The organism is Micrococcus sp. (assembly GCF_030523875.1).
In the GTDB taxonomy this organism is placed as follows: domain Bacteria; phylum Actinomycetota; class Actinomycetes; order Actinomycetales; family Micrococcaceae; genus Micrococcus.
The window spans coordinates 13,553-39,524 of record NZ_JAUNHR010000013.1 but is presented as its reverse complement, the minus strand read 5'-3'; the positions used below and the strand labels follow the sequence as shown (position 1 = coordinate 39,524).

General features: G+C 71.5%; 23 protein-coding genes. 2 read left to right on the top strand and 21 right to left on the bottom strand.

Annotated elements, in window-relative coordinates; genetic code table 11:
- Positions 1 to 134: 134 nt before the first annotated feature.
- From Q4D18_RS03315 to Q4D18_RS03250, 14 genes are all read right to left on the bottom strand, one after another.
- Positions 135 to 968 carry an HAD family hydrolase gene (locus Q4D18_RS03315; protein WP_303125781.1) on the bottom strand — a complete coding sequence of 278 codons (834 nt, stop codon included), beginning with the start codon at positions 966 to 968 and terminating at the stop codon, positions 135 to 137.
- Between the two features lie 13 nt (positions 969 to 981).
- The gene (gene gltX, locus Q4D18_RS03310; RefSeq protein ID WP_303125778.1) at positions 982 to 2,538 is read right to left on the bottom strand and encodes a glutamate--tRNA ligase; all 1,557 of its coding nucleotides are present in this window, start codon (positions 2,536 to 2,538) and stop codon (positions 982 to 984) included.
- 103 nt (positions 2,539 to 2,641) lie between these two features.
- Positions 2,642 to 3,436 (bottom strand): fumarylacetoacetate hydrolase family protein, encoded by a 795-nt coding sequence (locus tag Q4D18_RS03305; protein WP_303125775.1) that lies wholly within the window; start codon positions 3,434 to 3,436, stop codon positions 2,642 to 2,644.
- A gap of 69 nt (positions 3,437 to 3,505) precedes the next feature.
- On the bottom strand, positions 3,506 to 4,582 hold the full coding sequence (locus tag Q4D18_RS03300; RefSeq protein WP_303125772.1) for an SMI1/KNR4 family protein: 1,077 nt from the start codon (positions 4,580 to 4,582) through the stop codon (positions 3,506 to 3,508).
- An 11-nt stretch (positions 4,583 to 4,593) separates the two neighbouring features.
- Entirely contained in the window at positions 4,594 to 6,687 is a 2,094-nt protein-coding gene (locus Q4D18_RS03295; RefSeq protein ID WP_303125770.1) for a hypothetical protein, read from the bottom strand.
- A 142-nt stretch (positions 6,688 to 6,829) separates the two neighbouring features.
- Positions 6,830 to 7,567, bottom strand: coding sequence for a hypothetical protein (locus Q4D18_RS03290; RefSeq protein WP_303125768.1), 738 nt, complete (start codon positions 7,565 to 7,567; stop codon positions 6,830 to 6,832).
- An 11-nt stretch (positions 7,568 to 7,578) separates the two neighbouring features.
- Positions 7,579 to 8,319, bottom strand: a complete 741-nt coding sequence (locus tag Q4D18_RS03285) for an HNH endonuclease signature motif containing protein (RefSeq protein ID WP_303125765.1) — start codon at positions 8,317 to 8,319, stop codon at positions 7,579 to 7,581.
- A gap of 70 nt (positions 8,320 to 8,389) precedes the next feature.
- A complete protein-coding gene (locus Q4D18_RS03280; protein ID WP_303125763.1) occupies positions 8,390 to 9,637 on the bottom strand; it encodes an IS3 family transposase in 1,248 nt (415 codons plus the stop codon).
- A 66-nt stretch (positions 9,638 to 9,703) separates the two neighbouring features.
- Positions 9,704 to 10,441, bottom strand: coding sequence for a hypothetical protein (locus Q4D18_RS03275; protein WP_303125761.1), 738 nt, complete (start codon positions 10,439 to 10,441; stop codon positions 9,704 to 9,706).
- A 71-nt stretch (positions 10,442 to 10,512) separates the two neighbouring features.
- On the bottom strand, positions 10,513 to 11,256 hold the full coding sequence (locus Q4D18_RS03270; protein ID WP_303125760.1) for a hypothetical protein: 744 nt from the start codon (positions 11,254 to 11,256) through the stop codon (positions 10,513 to 10,515).
- A complete protein-coding gene (locus Q4D18_RS03265; protein WP_303125759.1) occupies positions 11,257 to 13,578 on the bottom strand; it encodes a hypothetical protein in 2,322 nt (773 codons plus the stop codon). It lies immediately after the preceding gene.
- Between the two features lie 53 nt (positions 13,579 to 13,631).
- The gene (locus tag Q4D18_RS03260; protein ID WP_303125758.1) at positions 13,632 to 14,000 is read right to left on the bottom strand and encodes a DUF6507 family protein; all 369 of its coding nucleotides are present in this window, start codon (positions 13,998 to 14,000) and stop codon (positions 13,632 to 13,634) included.
- A 104-nt stretch (positions 14,001 to 14,104) separates the two neighbouring features.
- The gene (locus Q4D18_RS03255) at positions 14,105 to 14,410 is read right to left on the bottom strand and encodes a pore-forming ESAT-6 family protein (RefSeq protein WP_303125756.1); all 306 of its coding nucleotides are present in this window, start codon (positions 14,408 to 14,410) and stop codon (positions 14,105 to 14,107) included.
- A 93-nt stretch (positions 14,411 to 14,503) separates the two neighbouring features.
- Complete coding sequence (locus Q4D18_RS03250; RefSeq protein WP_303125754.1) at positions 14,504 to 14,761, bottom strand: hypothetical protein; 258 nt, start codon at positions 14,759 to 14,761, stop codon at positions 14,504 to 14,506.
- 369 nt (positions 14,762 to 15,130) lie between these two features.
- Here Q4D18_RS03250 and Q4D18_RS03245 point away from each other — a divergent pair, with 369 nt between their 5' ends.
- Positions 15,131 to 15,559, top strand: coding sequence for a hypothetical protein (locus Q4D18_RS03245; RefSeq protein ID WP_303125752.1), 429 nt, complete (start codon positions 15,131 to 15,133; stop codon positions 15,557 to 15,559).
- Complete coding sequence (locus Q4D18_RS03240) at positions 15,556 to 16,569, top strand: DUF6177 family protein (RefSeq protein ID WP_303125750.1); 1,014 nt, start codon at positions 15,556 to 15,558, stop codon at positions 16,567 to 16,569. The genes Q4D18_RS03245 and Q4D18_RS03240 overlap by 4 nt, the downstream gene beginning before the upstream one ends.
- A gap of 61 nt (positions 16,570 to 16,630) precedes the next feature.
- Here Q4D18_RS03240 and Q4D18_RS03235 read toward each other — a convergent pair whose 3' ends face one another.
- The 7 genes from Q4D18_RS03235 to serA form a co-directional block, all read right to left on the bottom strand.
- Positions 16,631 to 16,813 carry a YbdD/YjiX family protein gene (locus tag Q4D18_RS03235; RefSeq protein ID WP_303125786.1) on the bottom strand — a complete coding sequence of 61 codons (183 nt, stop codon included), beginning with the start codon at positions 16,811 to 16,813 and terminating at the stop codon, positions 16,631 to 16,633.
- Between the two features lie 46 nt (positions 16,814 to 16,859).
- Entirely contained in the window at positions 16,860 to 19,055 is a 2,196-nt protein-coding gene (locus Q4D18_RS03230) for a carbon starvation CstA family protein (protein WP_303125784.1), read from the bottom strand.
- Between the two features lie 210 nt (positions 19,056 to 19,265).
- Entirely contained in the window at positions 19,266 to 20,357 is a 1,092-nt protein-coding gene (locus tag Q4D18_RS03225) for a branched-chain amino acid aminotransferase (protein WP_303125748.1), read from the bottom strand.
- 132 nt (positions 20,358 to 20,489) lie between these two features.
- Positions 20,490 to 21,575: a 3-isopropylmalate dehydrogenase gene (locus Q4D18_RS03220; protein WP_303125745.1), complete on the bottom strand. Its 1,086-nt coding sequence runs from the start codon at positions 21,573 to 21,575 to the stop codon at positions 20,490 to 20,492.
- Between the two features lie 123 nt (positions 21,576 to 21,698).
- Positions 21,699 to 23,321 (bottom strand): methionine--tRNA ligase, encoded by a 1,623-nt coding sequence (metG, locus tag Q4D18_RS03215; protein WP_303125742.1) that lies wholly within the window; start codon positions 23,319 to 23,321, stop codon positions 21,699 to 21,701.
- Between the two features lie 69 nt (positions 23,322 to 23,390).
- Positions 23,391 to 24,185, bottom strand: coding sequence for a hypothetical protein (locus Q4D18_RS03210; RefSeq protein WP_303125740.1), 795 nt, complete (start codon positions 24,183 to 24,185; stop codon positions 23,391 to 23,393).
- A gap of 87 nt (positions 24,186 to 24,272) precedes the next feature.
- Entirely contained in the window at positions 24,273 to 25,868 is a 1,596-nt protein-coding gene (serA, locus tag Q4D18_RS03205) for a phosphoglycerate dehydrogenase (protein WP_303125738.1), read from the bottom strand.
- Positions 25,869 to 25,972: the final 104 nt, after the last annotated feature.

The window sequence follows — 25,972 nt, the reverse complement described above, 5'->3', positions numbered from 1 at the left end:
CCTAGAATGACGGTACCAGAAACCGTTGTGTTGCCAATTACACCATACCCCACTGATGTGTCAAGAGGTCATCTCGACGTCAGTGCTGTTCACTTGTCAGCATTCCCGGGTCTCCCCGGCAACGAGAAAGGACTCTACACGTCCCGGTCCGCCGATGCCAAATCGGCGCCCGCGGCCGGGAACCAGGCCGCCAGCGCGCCGAGCCCGGTGATCCGCCAGGTGCGCTCCGCGGCGTCCCACACCGGCGCCTCGACCCCGGGGCCCGCGCCGCCGGCCTCCCCCGCGCGCGTCGCCGGCCGGCACAGCCACACCGGCACCAGGCCGGCCGCCTGCGCGCCGCGCACGTCGTTCTCCAGGCTGTCCCCCACGCAGGCGACGTCGGCGGGGTCGAGCCCGAGACGGCGGCAGCCCTCCAGGAACGGCGCCGCATCCGGCTTGGGCGCGCCGGCTGTGTCGGAGCCCACGAGCACGGCCACGTCGGCCAGGCCGATCGCGTCCGCCTTCCCCCGCTGGTACGCCTCCACGTTGTTGGTGACGATCCCGACGCCGACGCCGGCCTCCCGCAGCCCTGCCAGGGCTGCCACGACGTCGTCGAACACGCGCCAGTGGGCGCGCACCCGCTCCTCGTACCCGTCCGTCCAGAGGGCGGCGTCCGGCTCCTCGCGGTCCGCCGGGGCCCCGAGCAGGGCCAGGGCGTCCCGGGCGCGGGCCAGGCGCTGGCCCAGGAAGTCCAGCTCCCCGGCCAGGTACCGCGGGTAGTGCCCGCCGAGGTCGGCGGCGAAGTGCTCGGCGGCCGCGGCGAACGCGGGCGCCCCCTCCTCGGGGGCCTCGGGCCACTGGGCGCGCACGGTCTCGGTGAACGCGGGCAGCTGCGCGGCGCGCAGGTCCATGAGGGTGTCGTCGAGGTCGAACAGCACCCCGGCCACGGCGGGCGTGGCCGGGGTGCCCGGCGCGGGGGCGGCCGTCACGGGACGCTCGGGCTCAGGCCGCGGACTGCTCGGCGGCGAACCGGTCCAGGCGGGCCAGCGCCGAGTCCCGGCCGAGGATCTCGAGGGACTCGAAGAGCGGCGGGGAGACCTTCCTGCCGGTCACGGCCACGCGCACCGGGCCGAACGCCTGGCGGGGCTTCAGGCCGAGCCCGTCGATCAGCGCGGCGCGCAGCGCGGCCTCGATCCGCTCCGTGGTGAACTCGTCCTCGCCCAGGCCGGCGAGTGCCTCGCGGGCGGCCGCCACGGCCCCCGGCAGGTCCGCGGGCATGCCCTTCAGGGCGCCCTCGGCCGTCGTGACGTCCGCGTCCGGGGTGAAGAGGAAGGCGAGCATCTCCACGGCCTCGCCGAGCAGCGCCACGCGCTCCTGCACCAGCGGGGCGGCGGCGTCGAGCACCTGACCCTCGCGGGCGGTCAGCTCCTCCCCCACCAGGCCGGCCTCGCGCAGGTACGGGACCAGGCGGTCGCGGAAGTCGGCCGGCTCGAGCAGGCGGATGTGCGTGCCGTTGATCGCCGTGGCCTTCTTCTCGTCGAACCGGGCCGGGTTGGCCAGCACCTTGTGGATGTCGAAGTGCTCCACGAACTGCTCGGGCGTGAAGATGTCCTCGTCCGCGGAGAGGGACCAGCCCAGCAGGGCCAGGTAGTTCAGCAGGCCCTCGCGGATGAACCCGTGCTCGCGGTGCAGGAAGAGGTTGGCCTGCGGATCGCGCTTGGAGAGCTTCTTGTTCCCCTCCCCCATCACGTAGGGCAGGTGGCCGAAGACCGGCATGTACTGCGCCACGCCGATGGCGTAGAGGGCGCGGTAGAGGGCGATCTGGCGCGGGGTCGAGGAGAGCAGGTCCTCGCCGCGCAGCACGTGGGTGATGCCCATGAGCGCGTCATCCACCGGGTTGACCAGGGTGTACAGCGGCGAGCCGTCCGCGCGGACCACCACGAAGTCCGGCACGGAGCCGGCCTTGAAGGTGATCTCCCCGCGCACCAGGTCGGTGAAGGTGATGTCCTCGTCCGGCATGCGCAGGCGCCACACGGGCTGACGTCCCTCGGCCTCGAACGCGGCGATCTGCTCCGCGGTGAGGTCACGGTCGGCGCCGTCGTAGCCGAGCTTGGGGTCGCGGCCCGCGGCCGTGTGGCGTGCCTCGGTCTCCTCCGGGGTGGAGTAGGACGGGTAGATGTGGCCGCCGGCCTTGAGCTTCTCGATGACCTCGGCGTAGATCTCGCCGCGCTGGGACTGGCGGTACGGCTCGTGCGGGCCGCCGACCTCGACGCCCTCGTCCCAGTCGATCCCGAGCCAGCGCATGGCCTCGAGCAGCTGCTGGTAGGACTCCTCCGAGTCGCGCTTGGCGTCCGTGTCCTCGATGCGGAAGACCAGCGTCCCGCCCGTGTGCCGCGCCCAGCCCCAGTTGAACAGGGCGGTGCGGATCAGCCCGACGTGCGGGGTGCCGGTGGGCGAGGGGCAGAAGCGCACCCGCACCGGAGTGCCGGCGTCCACCTGGGGGACGTCGGCGAAGGGGGCGGGGGCGTTCTCGGACACGGGGGAGGTGGCGTCAGTCATGGTGCCCCCGAGTCTACGCGCGCGCCCGGACACGACGACGGCGGCGCCCCTCCCCTGCGGAGGGACGCCGCCGTCGTCGTGGTGGGCCGAGGGGCCCTGCGGCTCAGCGGCGCAGGTGCGTCAGCAGCGTGCCGATCCCCTCGACCTCGCACTCCACGCGCTGGCCGGCCTCCACGAGGCCCACGCCGGAGGGGGTGCCGGTGAGGATCACGTCGCCGGGCAGCAGGGTGAACGCCTCGGAGATCGCGGAGACCAGCTCCTTGATGCCGAAGACCATGTCCGCGGTGGTGCCGTCCTGGCGGGTCTCGCCGTCGACCCGCGAGCGCACGGCCAGGCCGCCGGCGGCCTCCACGTCCAGCTCGGTCTCGATCCACGGTCCCAGGGGGCAGGCGCCGTCGAAGCCCTTGGCGCGGGCCCACTGCAGGTCGGTGCGCTGGGCGTCGCGGGCGGTGAGGTCGTTGGCCACGGTGTAGCCGAAGACGACATCGTCCACGCGCTCCAGCGGGACGTCCTTGCAGATGGTGCCGATGACGACGGCGAGCTCGGCCTCGTAGGAGACCTCGTCCGACCAGCTCGGCAGGGTCACCGGCTCGTTCGGGCCGACGACGGAGGTGTTGGGCTTGAGGAAGAACTGCGGCGAGGCGGGGACGTCGTTGCCCAGCTCCTTGGCGTGGTCAGCCCAGTTGCGGCCGACGCCCACGATCTTGGAGCGCGGGATGATCGGCGCCACGAGCCGCACGTCCTCGAGGCGGTGCTTCTGGTCCGTGGGCTGGACGCCGTGGAAGAAGGGGTCCCCCTGGAGGGCGGTGATGCTCAGCTCGGAGGGGTCGGCGTCCGCCGGGCCCTCCACGATGCCGTAGGTCGGTTCGGCCTGGTCCACGAAACGGGCGATGCGCATGCAGGCCAGCCTAGTGCTCGGGCGGGCGCAGCTCCGGAGGTCTCCACTCGGCGACTCCACGGCGGCGTCTCAGGCCTCCAGGTCCTCCACATGCTCCTGCAGCCAGGACCGGAAGTCGGGGTGCGTCACGCGGGTCTCGCCCTCACCGTACTCGAGGATCTGTCCGCGCTCGCCGGCGGGGCCGGGGGCGCAGTCGAGGATGACGAAGGCACCGGTGCCGTGGTCGTAGATCGGCAGCCACCCGCGGACGAACCCGCCGGGGGCCACGCGGCCGGAGCCGTCGTCGTTGGTGAAGCGGGCACGCTCGGCCTCCGGGTCCTCGGCGTGGGCGAGCTCCTCCGCCTCGTATTCGAGGAGCTCGCGGGCGTCGGCCGCGACCTCGTGTGCGCCGGCGAACTCGCGGTCCATCGAGCCGTTGGCCCGGTCCAGGAAGGCGCGGTAGTCGGCCGGAAGGGGCCCGCCGAGGAATGCCTCGAGCCGGTCCACCTGCTTCTGGGTCACGGGCCGACGCCAGTCGAGGTCGTCGAGCTCGAGGAGGCGGTCGAGCAGCTCGGCCAGCGGGCGCTCCGGGCGCGGCTCGCCCTTGCCGTCGGCCGCGTCCCCAGAGGGTGACGGCGCGCGCGGCGGCACCGCGAGGGCGGCCTGGCGCAGGCGCGTCAAGGCGGGCATGAACCCGGGCGGGAAGGCGGTGGCGGCGTCCGGCGCCGGGGTGTCTGCGCCGGCCTCGGGCGCGGTGATCGCGTGCTCGGCGCGCCAGTCCCGGACGCGGCCGGTGAGCAGCGCGTCCACGCCGGCCCGCTGCTCGGCGGCGAGGCCCGGATCCAGGCGGGTGGCCCAGGCGCCGGGGACGTCGGCGGGCAGGCCGGGCCCGGAGGCGGCGGCCACCGGGGTGGCCAGCCGGGCGGGCAGGGCGGCGTTGAACAGGGAGGCGTAGCCGGCCAGGCCGGTGGTCTCGGCGGCCCACTGCGCCGCCGGGAGCTCGGACCAGGGGCGGTCGGCGTCCGGGTCGGCGGCGAACGCGGCGGCGAGGGCCTCGCAGCGTGCGCGCACGGCGTCCCGGTCGGCGTGGGCGGCGGCGGCAAACCACGCGGCGTGGGCCTCGGCCAGGGGCATCGCGGTGGGCGGGATGGCGTCCGGGGCGGTCATCTCTGTCCCCCTCAGCCCTTGAACATGCGGCGGAACAGGCCGCGCTTCTCGGCGGGGTCCTCCGGGGCGGGAGGCTCCTCGGCGGCCTCGGACCGGGCGCCCTCCGGTGCCGTCCGGTCCGCGGCGGGCGCAGGCTGGGCGGGCATAGGCTCGGCCGGGGCGTCCACGAACCGGACCACGGGCGCACCGTGCTCGTCCATGCCCACGCCGGCCACACGGGTGCCGTCCGGCATCCCGCGCAGTTGCGCGTAGATGTCGCCGTTCCACATCCAGTGGGTCTCGAGGCTGTCGACCTCGCGGTTCTCCGGATCCTGGGCCCCGCCGAGGAAGGGGGGCACCTTCACGCCCACGCAGGTCCCGGGCTCCAGCTCGCTGACGCCGAGCGCGTCGAAGGTGCGACGGCGGTCGGCGTCGTCGAACAGGTCGAGGGCCACGCCGGTGGTGAGCAGCTGCTCCAGCCCGGAGTCGAACCCGCTGAGGCGTTCCCGGTCGCCGGTGGCGACGTCGTAGGAGACGAACGCGGGGCCGTCGTCTTCCTCGCACGTGACGTAGCGGCCGCGCCAGTCCACGATCACGGGCACCGCGTCGCGGGCAGCCTCGCCGAACGCGGTCGCGAGGTGCCGGCGCGCGTGGGCGGCGCCGTCGGCGTCGAGGAAGCGGAAGAGGCCGTGGTTGTGGACGCGCCCGGCGAGCCCGTACCACTCGATGGCCTCGGTGACCTCGGGCGAGCCCTGCGGCGCCTCGCCGTGCGGGTCGAGCGCGGTGACGTGCACGCCGGTCTCGGCGAGGGCGACGTGGTGGGGCGCCTCCGGCTCGAGCGGCGCGTCCGCGGTGTCCTCCCAGGGGCGCGGCGGAGCGGCGACGTCACCGGGTGCGCCCGCGGGGGCGGGCTGCAGCCGGAACACGCCGCCGGGGGCGAAGAGGTAGCCCTGCGGCCGGCGCTCAGGGCCGAGCTCCTGGGCCGCGCGGAGCAGCTGGGGGACGAGCCACCAGTAGACGTCCGTGGCCATGGCGCGGAGGTCGTCCGGGTCCACGGCGTCCTGCCCGGTGAGGGCGGGCGGGGCCGGGGGCACCAGCGCGTAGCCCTCGGGGATGAGCGGTAGACGCAGGCGGGCGCACTGGCGGGACTTCTCGTGTTCGCCGAGCAGGTCGTGCAGGGCGGGGTCCGTGGTGATCCGCTCGAGGAACCCCTCCCCCGCGCCGACGGTCTCGGCGGTGAGGGTGGCGGGGTCGTAGCGGACCACCGCGTCGGCGCCGTCGCGCGTGCCGCGCACGTAGATGCGCCCGCGCCAGTCCACGAGCAGGGGCGTGCCCTCGGCCTCGGGCCCGAAGGCCCCGGCGAGGTTCTCGGCGGCGGTCGCGGCGGCGTCGCCCGCGAGGCGCCGGGCGAGCCCGTGGTTGTAGACCTCGGGGCCCTCCGTGCTGGTGACCGCGATGATGTCCGTGCGGGTGCCGGCGCCCGGGGAGGCGGCCGGGTCCTGGTCCACGTCGAAGATCACGCGCATGCGGCCGTCCCGGGGCTCGAGGGAGGCGAGCCGGGCCCCGGCGGGGCGAGCCTCCCACTGCTGCTTCACGTCCGCCATGGCCACCGTGTAGTTCATGGTGGGCAGGGTGAGGAGGTTAGCGGGGTCCTCCATGTCCCCGCCCAGGAACGCGGGGGTGTAGCAGCCGAAGCTCTCCGCGAAGGGCAGCTCGGTCACCCCGTGCACCCGGCGTGCCCGCTCGAACTCGGGCTGGCCGAGGACGCCGGCGGCGGCCGGGTCCGTCAGGACGGTGTCCATGAACGGGGTGAAGTCCAACACGGAGCCGGCGCGGAACTCGGCGGGGTCCACGCGGACCACGGTGTCCACCTCGGGGGTGCGCAGGCGGCAGTATTGGCGGGCTCGCCAGTCGACGGCGATGGGCACCATGCCCTGCGCGGGGTTCTCCCCGATGTGCAGGGCCACGAGCCGCTGCGCCTCGGCGCCGGACTCGGCGGTGTGGAAGCGGAGCAGGCCGTGGGCCACGGTGGCGCCGGCCAGGCCGGCAGCGCCGATGCGCCCGTCCAGGTCCTCGTCCCGATGCGAGTCGGCATCGGGCTCACGCGCGGTGACGGCCAGGCTCATGACGTTCTCCTCCTCATGCACGACGTCGGGGCGCGGCCCACGGCGACACGTCGCCGCGCCGGGCACCCCATCCTGCCGTCCACCCTGCCACGGAAGGCGGCCGCCGGACGAGGCCGGGGTCCCCTCTGTGGATGCAGGCGTGTCAGTCGGTCACGAAGCCGGTGAACTCCACCGGCAACTCCACCCGCGGATCCGAGACCAGCACCGGCTGCTCCAACGCCAACCCCAACCGGCCCCGCACCATCCGCGCACACCACTCGATCTCCGCATCCGAGAACTCATCACTCCACCCATGCGCGTTCATCCACGGCGTCGCCCGCGCCACGATCAACCACCCCAACCGGTCCAGCACCTGACGGAAGAACGGCACGAACGAGGACGCCTTGCGCCACCGCAGACCATCAGGCTCCCCCGGAGTCCCCCACCATTTCACCTTCTCCGGCTCCCGCCACGACACCGGCGAAGAAACGTAGTAGTCCACCCGCGGAATGTCCTCCTCCGGAGCCGGCTCCGGACCCGCCGGAACAGCGAACACCTCCGCCCACCCCGTCAACCCCACACGCTGGGCACACCACCTGTTCACCACACGACGCGACTCCATCTTCGTCGAACGCGCCGGCTTCACCGCCTCCTCGATGAGCAGGTCGCCCCGGAACAATGGCACCAGAGCATCCCGCTGCCCTGTCAACGCCATCAACAGCACGAACTGGAAATGCGTATCCGAGAACTTATTGTCACCCAGCTCCTGCCCTGGGCGACGGCCCAGGAACTTCTTCGCCAGCTTCGGCAGGCTCCCCTCGATACGCTTCGGAAACCGCGCCCACTCATCCAGTGCTTGGTCCACCAGGTCCTGCCGCACGTGCATGCTCTGCTTGTACACCGACGCGTTCATCAGCGACCCACTTTCAACGAGACCTTCGAGACACGGGACTTCTCGTCGAAGGCGTCAGCGTCCTCAGAAGTCTCGTAGTCGAAGCGTTCCCGATGCACCTTGGACTGCGCGCCCACCGCACGGTTCGCCGACCGCTCCAACCACTGCAGATTATCGGCGGTGTCCGTGCCACCGAACTGCAGGTCACGCACGTGGTCCAGGTCGTAGTCGCGCATTGCACGGCGGACCGCCCTCTCCTGGAGGTACGGGGGCAACTCCTCCCACGTCTCTGCCGCCGCGCGACGATCATGCCCCTTGTCGGCTCTGGCCTCAGCCTCCAGCTCCGAGATGACACGCGCCCGCATCGTTTCGTTGAGGACCAGTCCTTCCGCAGCCTCCTTCTGCAGGATCGACTCCGGGTCCAAGAAGTCAGACCGTTTCTGCTGCCGGGCGACGGTGTCGGTGAAGCCCAGGCCCGACCTCTTCTGCGTAATCTCCACGTCTCCGGTGGACCGCACCGCTTTCTGGCCGGCGGCCATGTCCGACAGCTGCCCGGACTTGATCTCCAGATGCTCGTAGGTCTCCGCTCGTTGCGCATCCGACTTCCGGTCCCAGGTCCGGTTTCCGTCAGTCCAGTTCTTGCTGTCCCGGAAGACCATGTGTCCTCGGCTCTCGACCGAGCCAGGAACCCGGGATGCCCTGCTCCCACCGACGCGAGGACGCGTTCCCTCATCGAGCGCCGTTCGGAACATCTGTCCCATCGAGGAACCGGACGGCAACGCCACCACTCCGCCGTTCGCCAGGCGGGGTGCGTGAATCGCCCCGGGTTTGTTAGAGGCTCGTAGGTGCCGCCCAGGCAGGCGCCGGCACGGGATTCTCATGATGGTAGACGTCCTCGAACTCGACCGGAGGGACCAGCCCGATCTCGCCGTGCACACGACGATGGTTGAACCAGTCGATGTACTCCGCGACCGCGATCTCCAAGTCCTCGATGGACGTGAACGGGCCCCTGTTCCGGATCAGCTCGGCCTTGAACAGCGAGTTGAACGCCTTCGCGAGGGCATTATCGTAAGAATCCCCAGTGGACCCGACTGATGCGACCGCGCCGGCCTGGGCGAGCCGCTGGGTGTATCGCACGGCGACGTACCGGACTCCTTTATCGCTGTGATGCCGTAGCCCGGCCACGTCTTGGCCTGCACGCTGACGCGTCCAGAACGCCATCTCGAGGGCATCCAGGGCCAGATCCGTGCGCAGCGACGTCGAAAGCTGCCAGCCCAGCACCCGGCGGGAGAACACGTCGATGACGAACGCGGCATACACCCATCCGCTGAAAGTGCGGCAGTAGGTGATGTCAGCGACCCACAGCTGATTCGGGGCAGCCGCGGTGAAGTCTCGCTGGACCAGGTCCCGACGCTCATCCGGTCCCCGGCTCGGGACTGTCGTGCGAGGACCCTTCGCGCGGCTTGTCCCGCCCAGCCCTGCGGCTCGCATGAGCCGCTCCACCGTGCACCTGGCCACCTGCAGGCCCTCCCTCCGCAGTTGCGCGTGGACCTTCCGGGCCCCGTAGACCCCGTAGTTGGCCTCATGCACCCGCCGGATCTCAACGAGCACCTGCTCATCGCGCAGACGGCGGGCCGAGACAGGACGTGTCTTCGCGGCGTAGTACGTGCTCGGTGCGATCTGCGTGCCCGCTGCGGAGAGCGTGGCGCAGATCGGCTCGACACCGAACTCTGCTTGTGGTCGTCGATGTAGTCCACGATCAGCGCTGTGGGCGTCTCGAGCATCCGCCGCGAAGAAAGCCGATGCCGAGCGCAGGATCGCGTTCGCCCGCCGCAGCTCACGGTTCTCCTTCTCCAGCTCGGCCACCCGGGCGGCTTCGCTGGTCGTGATCCCGGGGCGGTGGCCACCGTCGATCTCGGCTTGGCGGACCCAGTTGCGCAGCGTCTCGGGATTGATCCCGAGCTGTTCTCCTACGCGTCGGAATGCTCCGGACCTCATGGCGGGGTCTTGGCGGGCTTCGAGAGTCATCCGCGTGGCGCGTTCGCGGAGCTCGTCGGGGTACTTCCGTGGTGCTGGCATGCTCTGCATCCTTCCGTTGGATCAGAGCCTCCACCAGACCCGGGGCGATTCACCCCCTTGGCGCCTTCACCCGGTCACAAACCCCGTGAACTCCGGCGGCAGGTCCACCCGCGGATCCGGCACCGGCACCGGCTGATCCTGCGGCAGGCCGAGCTGGGCCCGGATATTGCGCGCCAGCCAATCGATCTCCCTAGCCATCCATTCAGGAGACCACCCGCAGTCATTCATCCAGGGAATCGACTCGGCCACAATCAACCACGTCAAACGGTCTAGATCCATCCGCAAGAACGCCACGAAGTCCGAACCCGTGGGCGGAGTGGCGCCATCCACCATCCCCGCATCGTCGAACTCCATATCAGCCCACGACGGCTCCGGATCCTGGTAGAAGCTCACCCTCGGAATCCGGTCCTCCGGCCCCGGTTCCGGCCCCGCCGGCACACTGAACAGCTCCGCCCACCCGCTCAACCCCACCCGGGCAGCACACCATCGATTCACCGCACGGCGAGACTCCATTTTCGTCGAGCGAGCCGGCTTCACCGCCTCCTCTACCACGAGATCTCCCCGAAACAACGGCACCAGCGCCTCACGCTTTCCCGTCAGCGCCATCAACAGCACGAACTGGAAATGCGTGTCCGAGAACTCGTTGTCCCCCAACTCCGCACCCGGGCGGCGTCCCAGGAACTTCTGCACGCCCTTGGGCACATCGCGGTCCATCTCTCGGGGAAACTTCTTCCATTCCGCGCGCGCAGTCCGCAACAGTCCAGCGTCAACGGCAAGATTGCCCTTAAAGATCGGAGCGCCCATCAACGAATTCTTCCCAAGTCCCCGACATCAATATGTAGAATCCGGAGCAAAAAAATCCACATCCTCCACTCTCACTTCCACACCTCGGGACCGAACCCCTGGAACTCGGCCGGCAGATCCACGCTGAAGTCCGGCTCCGCCACCGGCTGCTCCTGCGGCAACCCCATCCACATCCGAATCATCCGCGCATAGAAGTCGACCAGCTCTAGTAACCGCTCCTCCGGCAGACCCACATTGTTCAACGCCGGCACCGACAACGCCAACACCGTCCGCTCCAACGCCATCACCAACTGCTGCAGACCCGAGACCTCCCCGTTGGGCACCGACCGCCACCCCGACTTGCCCGACAGATCCCCAAAATCCCGACGGAACACCGCATCCGTCTCCGGCCTCACATACCGATAGTCCCCTTGCCACACGAGAGGAGGCACAGCCCCGGCGCCCGGCCGTTCCACCAAGGTGGACGGCACGTTCCAGACTTCGGCCCACCCCAGCAGGCCCGTCCGCAACGCACACCACTCCAGCAGATGGGCAGTCTGCTCCATATACGCCGTCCGATGAGGATAGGCCGACGCCACGAAATACGTCTGCGAACGCATCAGCACAACCAGAGGCACCGTCTCACCGCAGAGCGCATACACCACGCTCTGGTGCCACGTCTCACCGCCGCCCTTGAGCAGGGCCTTCGACGGTTTCCGTCCCACGAACCGCTTCGCCAGCGGCGGTAGGGAAACACCCGCCACCACACGGTCCATGCTCTTGTACAGCTCCGTGCGCCGTCCCCGGAGTTCCTCGTCAATACGCGGCTTGTCCAATTAGCCAATCTTTCCAAGAGTTACGGTACTGAAATCCAGGAACTGGAGATCCGGGTTCTCCCCGTCTGCGACTCCAAGGATTTTGCTACGCCACGCCAGCTGGGAACCCCAGCTCCGGTTGACGTCCTGCCGCAGCCAGTTCAGGTTTTCGACGGCGTCCAGGCCGCCCAGCTGCAGGTCCACCTTATGGTCCATGTCGTACTTGCGCAGTACATCCCGATAGATGACCGGCATCTCCGACTCCCGGATCAGTGCCTTCGACTCCTCCGTCAACCCGCTTCGCGACAACGTCGCCTCCAGCCTCGCCTGGCGGTCATAGATCTTCTGGCGTGCACTGTTGGGCATGTCCAGCCGCTCGGCAATCCCCGCCGGATGATCCATGACGAACGAACGCGTGATCTCACGATCTGCGGGCGTCGTGAAATGAGCCGCACGGTTCGCCCCGGTATCCACGTGCCCGTCCACGTACCCGTATTTCCGCAGCACATCCTCGTGGTAGGCCACGCTATGCTTGGCCGCCACATTCAGTTCAACCTCACGGAGTGTGCCAGCCAGCGGGTCGTCCCACTCGTACACACCCGCGCCAAGCTCACGCACGCCATCAGGACGGAGAACCCCGGAACCGCGTTCCACTCCCGCGTTCGCATAGAAGGGATCGAACGTCCGCTTCGCCGGGCGAATCCGGTTCGTGTCATCAGGCCACAGCGCCTCCGCGTTGCGCACGCCCAACGGGCCCTGGAACCCCGGATCCGTAGGAGACGCGGCCCGCGGCGGTTCAGGAGCATCGCGGCCAACACCCCCGGAGAACGGTTCCTCCGGACCGGAGCCTCCCGATCCTGCACCCGCCCCACCGGAGGCCTTCGAACCTCCACCGGCCATGGCCATCTCTCGATCCGTCACGCGTGCCATGGCGGCATCTCGGTGCTCCACATGCAGCGCCTCACCGCGAGCCACCTGCTCACCAGGGGCCAGAACACGGACCCCTTCATCGCTCAGAACATGCACCGACTTGCCCTGAGACAACGCCAGTTGGCCCTGCATAGACAACGGCAGGTCCCTCGCACCTCCATTGGTCGGCATGGACTGGAAGGACGCTGCCGTCACACGCGCCCGAGTCAGGGCGGCCGCGACGGGCTGGGGCATCTTGTCGATGGCCTTCAATGTCACGTCGTACTTCAACCGCCCCGCCTTGTAAGCAAGGTCCTGAACCTTCGTCGTCGTGGAGTTGATCCCACGGATGGTACTGACGGTGAACTTCTCCGCTCGCACGGCCGGCACCCCCAATTTCTGCGACAGCTGGCCAGCCTTGATCACCACGGAGGTGGTACGCCCGGCCTTGGCGGCCGTAGAAACGCCCTTGGCGGCCACCCCCGCGCCCGGGATCAAGGCCGTCGCCAGATCACCGGTCAGCATGCCCGCCGCCTTCGCCGGGTTCTCCTTCCACATCTCCACGTTCAGCAGAGCCTCGCCCACCTGCACCAACCGCTCCCCCGACTGAGCACGCCGCTCATCCGAGACGAACGCCCCCACCGGAGTCGCCGTGATCGCGATGTCCGTGGCCAGGGTCCCGATCCCCTTCCATGTCGCCGAGAACGTCTCCCAGTCGAACGGATTCACCAGAGCCACCAGACCCGTCACCGTGCCCCTGAGCGACTCCCACACCCCGGAGCCGAAGTCCACGACCCCGTCCACCACGTCCCGGAACCACGGCTTGTCCCACTCCGCCGGCTTCGCCCACGGCGTCTCCCCCGCGCCCGAAGCCGAGTTCAGCATCTCCCGGCTCATCCCATACGCCTGCGCACCCTCCGGCACCGAACCATCCGCCGAGACCTGCACGTACCGCGTGCCCCCGTACAATGCGTTGATCGCATTCGCGCACGTCATCTCCGCGGACTGATGGCGGGAGATGATGTCGTTCATCGAGTCGACAATCCCCTGCTGGCGCTGGACCAGGCCCTCGTCCTTGACCCACTCCGCATTGCCGCCGATCTCGTTGAGCAGGCTCTGGTACTGCCCGTGCAGGGTGTTCTTCTCCTGCGCGAGCGCCCGCTCCGTGGCGGCGAAATCGTCCAGGGCGTCGGCGGCCTTGTTCGTGTCCGTGAACACGTCGTCCGCTCGCGGCTCGTTCGGGTTCAGCACCGCCAGCAGCGTGCCGGCGTCGGGTGACTCGAAGTGCGCCCCGAGCCCCTTCCACGTGTCCCGGTTGTCCCACAGGATCTGCGCAAAGCTCCGCGCGTGCTCCCGCAGACCGTCCGCCGCGGTCTCCAGCGCCCCTGCGTCCGCCAGCGGCGGGAACGCCCCCCAGTCGATGCCGATGTCCATGATGCTCCGCTCCTGCCCCGTCCCTGTCCTGTCCTGTCAGCGCGCCGTGCGCCTCACACGGCCTGCGGTCCGCCGCCGCGGCCACCCCAGGACGTCACCGTCCCGGTGCTGCCCTCGGTCGTCTCCAGCGAGGACACCGCCGTAGCGGCCATCTGCTCATCCCCCTCGTGGATGTACGTCAGGGCGTTGTTCGTCTCCTCGATGGCCTTCGAGACCAGGGACACCGCGGACTCCACGTTGCCGGAGACGCACTCCTGGAAGAAGCCGCTGACGGCCTCGCTCACGATCCCGGACTGCGAGGCCACGGCCGCGCCCTCCGCGGACGTGGACAGCCCCGTGATCGCGCCCTCGAACCCGCCGCACTGCACGGCGACGTCGTTCACCACCTGCGCGCACGCCGGCACGTTCACCGAATACCGCATGCCCTGTGTCCTCTCCTCTGAAGACCGGCCTCCGACGACAGCGGGCACCGCGCCAGGCGCACAGCGCCTGCGGTGCCCGCCGCGTCGGGCGATGACCGGCCTGGTCAGCCGATGTTCGTGATGGCCGTACGCGTCTTGGACTGCATGATGAAGGCCGTCTGGTCGTTCTCCGAGAGGGTCGTCTTCACCAGGTCGATGATGGCCCGCACCTCGTTGGAGGCGTTCTTCCAACGGGTCTCCACGTGCGCGTACTCGTCCGAGGCGCCGTCCATCTGGAAGTCGGCCATGGCCTGGGCCACGTCCGCGTCACGCTGACCCATGAGCGCCTCGAGGCGGCCCACGATGCCGGCGATGTCACCCTGGACGGACTGCGAGACGTCGGTGTCGAATCCGATGCGGTCGGTGGTCATGTCTGTTCTCCTCTGTGCTGTGCGGCCGGTCCCCGCCCGTGCGGGGCCGGCGTCGAGTATCTGAAGTGGTCCGGTGATGCCTGCGGCCGCGGGTCAGCGGCTGGAGGAGAAGCGGGCCGAGTCGAAGTTGGAGCGGCCCTCCGCGGCGGCGGCGTTGTCCGAGGTCTCCTGATCGCCGGTCTGCACGGCGGTGTCCATCTCGGACTGGCCCTGGTTGATGGCCGCGAGCGCGCCGTTGAGGTCGTTGGTGACTTCGTCCACCCGGGCCTTGAACTGGTCGAAGCGGGCGCGGCCCGCACCTTTGAACTTGCCCTCCAGCGGGGCGGCGGCGTCCACGAGCTGGCGGACCACCGCGACGCCGTCCCCGCGCGTCGTGCTGGTCCTGGACGACTACGACGTCCTCACGGCCGGCGGCGGCAGTCCGCTGGCCCCGCTGGCACCGTACGTGCCGATGGCCAGCTAGATCGGCCTGCACGTGGTGCTCGCCCGCCGGGTTACCGGCGCCGCGCGCGGCCTGCACGAGCCGTTCACGGCCGCCGTCCGCGAGTCCGGCGCCGCCGTGCTCCTCATGGACGGCCCCCGCACCGAGGGCGCGCTGATCGACGGCCGGCGCGCGCAGCGCCAGCCCCCGGGCCGCGGCATGTTCACCGCCGGCGGCCGGGGGTGGGAGACCGTCCAGACCCCGTACTCGCCGCCCCCGCCGAGGAGAGGAGCTGACCGATGTCCCACCGCTTCACCGTCATCACCCTGCAGCCGCCGGAGCCCGCCGCCTGGGCCTGGGCTGCGGCCGACCTCGACCCGGAGCTGGTCCTCACCGTGGACGACGCCGCCGAGTGCTGGCGCGTCGCCGACCCGACCGGCCGGGAGGAGCTCTTCACCGTGGACGTCCCCCTGCGGGTGCGCGTCTCCGGTGAGGTGCGCCGCGTCTTCGGCCACGAGGCCGGGTTCGACTTCTCCGGTCTCCCGGCCGATCCCGAGACGTACTGGAACGAGGTGCACGTCATCCAGCCGTCGGCCCGCGCGGAGTCCCTCGCCGCCCGCTTCTGCCGGTCGGTGGCGCATCTGGGGCAGGGGACGTGCATCGACCATGACGGCCGCTTCACCCATCTGGGCGAGACCGGCCCCGAGCAGCGCAGGGAGTGGGCATGAACCTCGCCACCACGCACACCGTCGTCGTCGGGCAGCGCCTGGCCGTGTTCTCCGAGGCCCCCGTGGTGCGCCACGGGAACTGGTTCAGCAAGGTCATGCACCAGGCCGCCCGGGACAGCCTGGGGCTGCTGGTGATCACGCCGCCGACGAGCGCCCTCTCCCGCGGCCTCCTCCACGTCCTGGACCGTCTGCGCGGCCTCTGGCTCGTGGAGGCCGACGATGGCACCCACTACCTGGGGCGTTCCGGCCACAACGTCCACCTGGGCGACGACGGCGCCGTGGAGGTCCTCGACGACCCCCACCCCGGCTGGCTGCGCGAGGGCGTGGCGGAGGACCGGGGCGGGCTTCTCGTGCAGGCCGAGTCGCTGTACCCCCGCCGACCGCGGACGCAGGTCGGCGGGCTCACCGAAGCGCTGACGGCGGCGCTCACCGGCGACGTGCCGCTCGGCTGGGGCATGCAGGAGCCCGTGACCGAGCCGTGGGACACGAAGTCGATCACCCGCCGGTTCTCGCGTGGGGAGCCGTACGACGTGCTCCTGCATGTGGCGGGGCCCCTGGGGCCCCATCGGCTGGCCGCCACCCTGGAGATCCAGCGACCGCGGAACGGCGTGGTGGAGCACGTGCGCACCGCGGTGGAACGGGACACGACGCTGGAGGGAGAGCGGTTGGAAGCCGTCCCGCTGCAGCTGCACCGGCACGGCGTGCGGTGGGCGGCGGGCCAGCAGGTCGCGGGCGGTGACCCGAGGGTGGTGCATCCGTACTGGCTGGGCGCGCCGGTGCCGGCCTGGCTGCAGTTCGGCCCCGAGGCGCTCCACCGACACGACGTGGAGGAGCTCGCGGCCTACGCGGTCGACCACGGCGCAGAGTCAACGCGCGTGCTCGGCAGCGGGTCCGGGAGCGGCCTGGCCGTGCACTTCCCCCAGACACCCCACGCTGCCGAGGCCGCCGGCGCGCATCCCCTGGAGGCCCAGCAGACGATCCTGCGTCACGTACTCGGCGACGCCCGCTGACTCCGTTCACGACGACGACCCGTCGCCCACGCGTGCGGGCGACGGGCCGTCATCGGCGCCCTCAGCAGCAGCGGCTGCCGGGGTTCGCGTCCTGGCGGGCGTACTCGGCCCGCCAGAACTGCCGCTCCGTCAGGGGCGCGACGTCCGGGTGGTGGGCCCGATGGTGGGCCACGTACGCGTCGTACCTGGCCTCTCCGTTCACGCCGCGCACCCACCACCGGACCGCACCCCAGGCGCGGGCCAGCGGCGAGCCGGAGGCGGTCCGGCCCGGGCCGACGTCGGCGGGCACCTCAGTGCCCCCGGACCGGCTGCTTCTGCGCCGGCAGCGCGTCCCACTGCGCCTGGATCTCCTTCTCCTCGGCGGTGGCGATCAGGCCGGCCGGGGCGAAGCGCCGGGAGGGCACGTACGGGTCCTGGTGGTCGACGACCTCCGTGGTGCGGAAGGCGCGGACCACGGCGAGCACGGAGGTGGTGATGACGATCAGCGCCAGCACGAGGAACACCACCGAGAGGGTGCCCTGCACGAAGGTGTTGCGGACCACCGCGTCCATGGCCTCGGGGGTCTTGGCGGCGCCGAAGCTCGTCCTCCCCTGCGCGATCGCGTCCTGGAAGGCCCGGTGCTGCGCCCAGTAGCCCACCGCCGGGACCGGCGAGAAGATCTTGTGGAAGCTCGCCACCGTGGTCACCACGGTGATGAACGCGAGCGGCAGGGCCACGATCCACAGGCCGGCGAAGTGCCGCCGGCGCGCCACGATGGTCAGCACCACGGCGAGCGCGATCGAGGCGAGCAGCTGGTTGGCGATCCCGAACAGCGGGAACAGGGTGTTGATGCCGCCCAGCGGATCGGTCACGCCCATGATCAGCACCGCGCCCCAGGCCGCCACCATGACGGCCGTGGCCAGCCACGCGCCCGGCTTCCACCCGTGGTCCTTGAACTTGGGGATCACGTTGCCCAGGGAGTCCTGCAGCATGAAGCGGGCGACGCGCGTGCCGGCGTCGACGGCGGTGAGGATGAACAGCGCCTCGAACATGATGGCGAAGTGGTACCAGAAGCCCAGCAGCGCGTCGCCGCCGAGCAGCTGGCCCATGATCAGCGCCAGGCCCATGGCCAGGGTGGGCGCACCGCCGGTGCGGGAGACGATGCTCTCCTCCCCCACCAGCCCGGCGAGCGTGGACAGCTGCTCGGGGGTGGTGTGCGCGTTGGCGAGGCCGAGGCTGTTCACCCAGGCCGCCGCCGTCTCCACGGTCCCGCCCGTGAGCGCGGCCGGCGCGTTCATGGCGAAGTACACGCCGCGGTCGATCGTGATGGCCGCGACGAGCGCCATGACCGCGACGAAGGCCTCCATGAGCATGCCGCCGTAGCCGATGAAGCGGGTCTGCCGCTCCTTCTCCACCATCTTCGGGGTGGTGCCGGAGGCGATCAGGGCATGGAAGCCGGAGAGGGCGCCGCACGCGATGGTGACGAACAGGAACGGGAACAGCGAGCCGGCCCACACCGGGCCGGTCTGGCCCGCGGCGAACTCGGAGAACGCGGGGGCCTGGACGGCCGGCTGCACGATCACGATGGCCACGGCCAGGCCGGCGATCACGCCGATCTTCATGAACGTGGAGAGGTAGTCGCGCGGGGCGAGCAGCAGCCACACGGGCAGCACGGCGGCCACGAAGCCGTAGATGATGATCGCCCAGGCGAGCGTGACGCGGTCCAGCGTGAAGAGCGCGGCGCCCCACTCGGTCTCCGCGATGTACCCGCCGCCGATGATCGCGGCCAGCAGCAGCGCGAAGCCGATCAGGGAGATCTCGGTGATCCGGCCCGGGCGGATCCAGCGCAGGTACACGCCCATGAACAGGGCGATCGGGATGGTCATGCCCACGGAGAAGACGCCCCACGGGGACTCGCCGAGGGCGTTGACCACGATCAGCGCGAGGATCGCGGTGATGATCACCATGATCAGCAGGGTCGCGACGATCGCGGCGGTGCCGCCCACACGGCCCAGCTCGTCCCGGGCCATCTGGCCGAGCGAGCGGCCGCCACGGCGCATCGAGAAGAACAGCACGAGGTAGTCCTGCACCGCGCCGGCGAGGATCACGCCGACGATGATCCAGATGGTGCCCGGCAGGTAGCCCATCTGGGCGGCGAGCACGGGGCCCACGAGGGGACCGGCGCCGGCGATCGCGGCGAAGTGGTGGCCGTAGAGGACGCGGCGGTCCGTGGCCACGTAGTCCTGGCCGTCCGCGCGGTACTCCGCGGGGGTGGCGCGCGTGTCGTCCGGGCGGACGATCATCCGCTCCACGTAACGCGAGTAGAAGCGGTAGCCGATCAGGAAGGTCGCCACGGCGGCGAACACGAACCAGACGGCGTTGATGGTCTCGCCGCGGTGCAGGGCGAGCATGGTCCAGGCGACGGCGCCGAGCAGGGCGATCGCCGCCCAGAGGACGATCGTCAGGGGCGTCCAGCGGCGGGGCCGGGTGGCCTCGACCGGCGGCAGGCCCTCCGGGGCGGCCCCGCCGTCGGGCGCGGCGGGCCCCTCGGCGGTGGCGGAGCGGTGCGAGCTCACGGGGATCTCCGATCATGGGTGGGTGGGTTGACCGCCACAGTGTCTCACCGCACACCGCCACGCACGGCGCGTGGCGCTCCACGACGACGCCGGGCCGCCCCCGTGACGGGGGCGGCCCGGCGTCGTGCCCGCGGACGCGGCTCAGACGAGGCGGTGGAGCCAGCCGTGCCGGTCCTCGGCGGCACCCGTCTGGATGTCGAGCAGCTCCCGGCGGATGCGCAGGGTGACGTCGGTGCCGCCGGCGGACTCGATGACGTCGTCGCCGTCGAGCAGGCGGCCGATCGGGGTGACCACGGCGGCGGTGCCGCACGCGAAGACCTCGGCGACCTCCCCGGAGCGGACGCCCTCGGCCCACTCGGCCAGGGTGATGCGCCGCTCCTCCACGGTCAGGCCCATGTCCCGGGCCAGCTGGAGGATGGAGGAGCGGGTGACGCCCTCGAGGATGGTGCCGGTCAGCTCGGGGGTGACGATCCGCCCGTCCCGGAACACGAAGAACACGTTCATGCCGCCGAGCTCCTCGACGGAGTCGTCGTGGTACTGGTCCAGGAAGACGACCTGGTCCGCGCCCTTCCGGGCGGCCTGGAGCTGCGGCAGGAGGGAGGCGGCGTAGTTGCCGCCGGTCTTGGCGGCGCCCGTGCCGCCGCGCCCGGCGCGCGCGTACTCGCGGGAGACCCAGATGCTCACGGGCTTGAGCTCGCCGCCGAAGTAGTTGCCCGCCGGCGAGGCGATCACCGAGTACCGCACCTGCTTCGCGGGGCGCACGCCCAGGAACGCCTCGGAGGCGAACATGAACGGGCGCAGGTAGAGGGAATGGCCGTCGCCCGAGGGCACCCAGTCCCGGTCCGCCGTCACGATCTCGCGCAGCGAGCCGAGGAACAGCTCCTCCGGCAGCGTGGGCAGCGCCAGGCGCTCGGCCGAGCGGTTCAGGCGGGCGCCGTTGGCCTCGGGACGGAAGGTCCACACCGAGCCGTCCGCGTGGCGGTAGGCCTTGAGGCCCTCGAAGACCTCCTGGCCGTAGTGCAGCACCGCGGCGGAGGGGTCGAGCGGGATCGGCCCGTACGGCTCCACGCGGGCGTCGTGCCAGCGGCCACCGTCCTCGTCCCAGGTCCAGTCGATCGAGACCATGTGGTCCGTGAACACGTCGCCGAAGCCCGGGTCCTGCAGGATCTCGGCGCGCTCGGCGTCGGACAGCGGGGACATGTGCGGCTGACGCGAGAACTCGGTCTGGGACACGGACGATCACTCCTCGGACTTCGGATGCGCGCGGGCGGGGCGCGCGGCGGGACGGGCGGACGGCCGTGGGCCGCCCGGTCGGGCTCATCCTATGCCCCGGCCCCGTGGACGGGCCGGGACGGGGACGGGCCCTCAGAGGCGCGCGACGACGTCGGCCCCCACCTCGGCGGTGGAGCCGCGCTCGGCGCCGCGCTCGGCCAGGTGCGCCCACACCGCGCGGGTGAGGCGCTCGGCCGCGGCCTGCTCCCCCAGGTGCTCGAGCATCAGGCCGGCGGAGAGGATCGCGGCCACGGGGTCGGCGATCCCCTGCCCCGCGATGTCGGGGGCCGAGCCGTGCACGGGCTCGAACATCGAGGGCGCGGTGCGCTCGACGTTGATGTTGGCGGAGGCCGCGAGGCCGATGCCGCCGGTGATCGCGCCGGCCAGGTCCGTGAGGATGTCGCCGAACAGGTTGTCCGTGACGATCACGTCGAAGCGGGCCGGATCGGTGACCAGGAAGATCGTGGCCGCGTCCACGTGCATGTAGTCCACCTCGACCTCGGGGAACTCGGCCCCGACCTCCTCCACGGTGCGGCGCCACAGGTGCCCGGCGTGGACGAGCACGTTGTGCTTGTGGACGAGGGTGAGGCGCCTGCGCTCCCCCGCCGACGCGCGCTGGAAGGCGTCCCGGACCACGCGGCGCACGCCGTGGGCGGTGTTGAGGGAGACCTCCGTGGCGATCTCGTGCTCGGTGCCGGCGCGGATGGCCCCGCCGTTGCCCACGTACGGGCCCTCGGTGCCCTCGCGGACCACGGTGAAGGCGACCTCGCCGGGCTCGGCCAGCGGGCTGACGGTGCCCGGGTAGAGGCGGGAGGGGCGCAGGTTCACGCCGTGGTCCAGCTCGAAGCGCAGGCGCAGCAGCATCTGGCGCTCGATGAGGCCGGAGGGGATCCGGGTGTCCCCGGGGGCCGCGCCCACGGCGCCGAACAGGATGGCGTCGTGGCCGCGCAGCGCGTCCAGGGTCTCGTCCGGGAGGGCCTCGCCCGTGGCCAGCCAGTGCTCCGCGCCCAGCGGGTACGGGGTCAGCCGGGGGGCGGGGCGGCCCTCGGCGGCCAGGGCCGCCCCGAGCACGGCGACGGCCTGCTCGATGACCTCCGGGCCGATGCCGTCACCGCCGATCACGGCGATGTCCAGGGGCTCGGACGGGGACGCGGCGGGGGTGCTGGGCTGTGCGTTCATGCCGCCCAGGATAGGAGCGGCCCCGTCGGTCGGCCAGGATCCGGACACATGGTCTCGGATCCTGGACCGAGCGGTGGGGCCAGGGCGGACGGGGCTCGGACCGGAGCGGGCGCGGACCGGGGATCAGCCCTCAGCCGGCTCCTCGTGGCGCGGGAAGACGCCCTCGGGCTTCGGCAGCGCCGTGCCGGGGACGAGGTCCTCGGCGAAGGCCGCGAGGGACCGGGCGCCGGTGTTCGAGGCGTTCGTGCGGCCGGCGTCGCCCTCGGCGGGGACGCCGAGCAGATCCAGCAGGCGGGTGGCGGAGCCGGGCATCACGGGCTGCACCAGCAGCGCCACGCGGCGCACGGCCTGCAGCGTCACGTAGAGCACGGTGCGCATGCGCGGCTCGTCGGTCTTGCGCAGCACCCACGGCGCCTGGTCCGCGAAGTACGCGTTGACCTCGCCGAGCACACGCCACGTCTCCTCCAGCGCGGCATGGAAGTCCTGCACCGCGTACGCGGCGCGGGTGTGCTCCAAGAGCGCGTCCACCTGGGCGAGGATCGCGGTGTCCGCCTCCGTGGGCTCCCCCGGCTCGGGGACGTGGGCGTCGCAGTTCTTCGCGACCATGGACAGCGAGCGCTGGGCGAGGTTGCCCAGGTTATTGGCCAGGTCGGCGTTCTTGCGGCCCACGACGGCGTCGTGGCTGTAGGAGCCGTCCGCGCCGAAGGGGAACTCGCGCAGCAGGAAGAAGCGCACGGCGTCGAGGCCGTAGCGGGCCACCCACTCGGCCGGGGCCACCACGTTGCCCAGGGACTTGGACATCTTCTCGCCGTTGTTGTTGAGGAAGCCGTGGATCATCACGCGCCGCGGCAGCTCGACGCCCGCGGACATCAGGAACGCCGGCCAGAACACGCAGTGGAACCGGGAGATGTCCTTGCCGATCACGTGCACGTCGGCCGGCCACCAGCGCTCGAAGGCGGCGGGGTCCCCCTCGGGCCAGCCGGCTCCGGTGAGATAGTTGGTCAGCGCGTCCACCCACACGTACATGACGTGGTCGCCGCGGGACCCGGCGTCCTCGGCGCCGTCGGCGGCCGGCGTCAGGGCGATGCCCCAGTCGAAGGAGGTGCGGGAGATGGACAGGTCCTCGAGGCCGCCCTCCACGAAGCGGATGACCTCGTTGAACCGCGAGCGCGGCGCAGCGAAGTCCGGGTGGGCGCGGTAGTGCTCGAGCAGCGGCTCCTGGTACTTGGAGAGGCGGAAGAAGTAGGACTCCTCCTCCGTCCAGGTGACCTCGGTGCCGGTCTCCACCGCGTGGCGGGAGCCGTCCTCGCGGACCTCGGTCTCGTCCTCGGCGAAGAAGCGCTCGTCCCGCACGGAGTACCAGCCGGCGTAGCGGTCCAGGTAGATGTCCCCGTTGGCCTCCATGCGGCGCCACAGCTCCTGGGCGGCGGCGTGGTGGTCCCGGTCCGTGGTGCGGATGAACCGGTCGTAGGAGACGTCGAGGACCTCGTCGTCCATGCGCTGGAAGGCGGCCGAGTTGCGGGTGGCCAGCTCGAGCGGGGTCACGCCCTCGCGCTCGGCGGTCTGGGCCATCTTCTGGCCGTGCTCGTCGGTGCCGGTGAGGAAGCGGACGTCGCGGCCGTCCAGCCGGGCGAAGCGCGCCATCGCGTCCGCGCCCACCATCTCGTAGGCGTGGCCGATGTGCGGCTCGCCGTTCGGGTAGTGGATGGCCGTGGTCACGTAGTAGGGGGCGCGCGCGTCAGTCACGGTCCCCGAGTCTACCGGCGTGCCTCCGGCGCCCCCGGGCGGGTGTCCCCTCAGGGGCGGGTGCGGCCCTCAGCCGCGGCCGGCGGCGACGGCGCGGGAGGGGTCGGCGCGCACGTCCAGCACCCCGCGGGCGCGGTCGGCCCGCAGGTGCAGGTGCCCCCAGGGCGCGATCAGCAGCAGAGAGGAGCCGATCATCTCGGACAGTTCCTCGAGATGGGTGACCGTGTGGTAGAGCCACGTCCCCCGGTGGAGCCCGAACAGCAGCGGCACCAACTCCAGGACGATCGCCCCGAGGAAGAAGACCGAGATGCCGGCGACCGTCAGCCACGCGGTGCGCCGCGGCAGGGAGCGGGCGGCCAGCACGAGCGTCACGACGACCGCGAGGGCCGCGGGCACCCCCAGGGCGAGCCACTGGAACGCGTGCAGGGGGTTCTCGCCCGTGAACGGCAGCGCGTCCCACAGATCGCCGGCGCGCTCGTGGAGCTGGGTGAACTCGTCCAGGCTCATGACGGCGAGCAGGCCGGCGGGCAGCAGCCACGCCGCCAGGGCGCGGCGCCGGTCGGCCCGCAGGGCACGGCGGACCAGGCCGACGGTCACGAACCCCACCGCCGCGACCGCCAGGAGCACCCCGCTCCACCACGCGGCCAGGTTGACCTCATGGTTGACCTCGAAGAAGGAGCGCCACCACGGCATGTCCCGCAGGCCGAGGCCGAACACCGCCGGGATGGCCCACGACCAGACGGTGATCACCAGGCTGACGAGGATCAGCGCGGCGGCCACCCGCCGGGCCCACCGACCCTGCACGGCGTCCTGGGGGCGGACCGACGGGGGGACAGGAGTGCGGACGTCTGATGAACCGGGCATGACCACCAGTCAAACACGGGCTGGTGAGAGCGGCATGAGGCGCGCCGCCGTGCGGACGGCGCGCCGCGGCCACGGACCCCGGCGCGGTCAGCCGGCCAGGTCCACCTCCGCCGCCCGCGCGGCGCCGATGGCCCCGCCCAGGGCCTCGGCGGTGCCGGGCTGCAGGCCGGCGTCGAGGGTCAGCACGGCCAGGGCGGTGCCGTCCTCGTCCCGGGAGACGTCCATGCCGGCGATGTTCACCTGCTGCGCGCCCAGGGCCTGGCCGAGGGAGCCGATCACGCCGGGGCGGTCCGCGTAGGTGAAGATCAGCAGGTGGTCGGCCAGCGGGACCTCGACCTCGTGGCGGTCCACGCCCACCAGCTTCTGCACCTGCCTGGGGCCGGTCAGGGTGCCGGTCACGGAGGTCTGGCCCCCCTGGGCGGTGGCCGCGCGCACCGTGACGGTGTTGCGGTAGGACTCCGCGTGCTCCGTGGTGGTCAGGCGCGCCTCCACGCCGCGCTGCTCAGCCAGCAGCGGCGCGTTCACGTAGGAGACCTGCTCGGAGACGATGTCCGTGAACACGCCCTTGAGAGCGGCCAGGCGCAGGGCGGAGACGTCCAGGGACGCGATCTCCCCGGCCACCTCGACCTCGACCGCGGACAGCGACTGCTCCCCCACCAGCGCGGAGAGGACACGGCCGAGCTTCTCGGCGAGCGGCAGGCCCGGGCGCACGTCCTCGTGGATGACGCCGCCGGCCACGTTCACGGCGTCCGGCACGAGCTCGCCGGCCAGGGCCAGGCGTACCGACTTGGCGACGGCGACGCCCGCCTTCTCCTGCGCCTCGGCGGTGGAGGCGCCCAGGTGCGGGGTGACCACCGCGGAGTCGTGGCGGAAGAACGCCAGGTCGGTGGCCGGCTCGGAGCTGAAGACGTCCACGCCGGCGCCGGCGATGGCGCCGGAGGCCAGGGCACGGTCGAGTGCGTCCTCGTCGATCAGGCCGCCGCGGGCCACGTTGACGATGAACGCGGTCTCCTTCATGCGGGCGAACTGCGCGTCCGAGATCATGCCGACCGTCTCCGGGGTCTTGGGCATGTGGATCGTCACGAAGTCGGAGCGCTCGAGCAGGGTGTCCAGGTCCACCAGCGTGGCCCCGAGCTGCTGGGCGCGGGCGGCGCTGATGTAGGGGTCGTAGGCGAGGATCTCCATGCCGAACGCCCGCATGCGCTCAGCCACGAGGGCCCCGATGCGGCCCAGGCCGATCACGCCGAGGCGCTTCTCGAACAGCTCCACGCCGGCGTACTTGGAGCGCTTCCACTCCCCCGCCTTGAGCGCGCGGTTGGCCGGGGCGATGTTGCGGGCGGCCGAGAGGATGTGGCCGCACGTGAGCTCGGCGGCCGAGACGATGTTCGAGGTGGGGGCGTTGACCACCATGACGCCGGCCTCGGTGGCGGCGGGGACGTCCACGTTGTCCAGGCCGACGCCGGCGCGGGCGATCACCTTCAGGTCCGGGGCGGCGGCGATCGCCTCCGCGTCCATCTGCGTGGCGGAGCGGACGAGCACGGCGGAGGCGCCGGGCAGGTCGGCCAGCAGGCGCGCGCGGTCGGCGCCGTCGGTGTGGCGGATCTCGAAGTCGGGGTCCAGGGCCTCGACGGTGGCGGGGGAGAGCTCCTCGGCGATGAGGACGACGGGCTGGGCAGCGCTCACGGCACTTCCTTCGGTGAGGGGGCGGGGGCCAGGTCGGTGGTCCGAAGCCTAGCCGCATGGATATGCGGGGGTGTGAATACGACGACGGCGCCGGTCACCTCGCG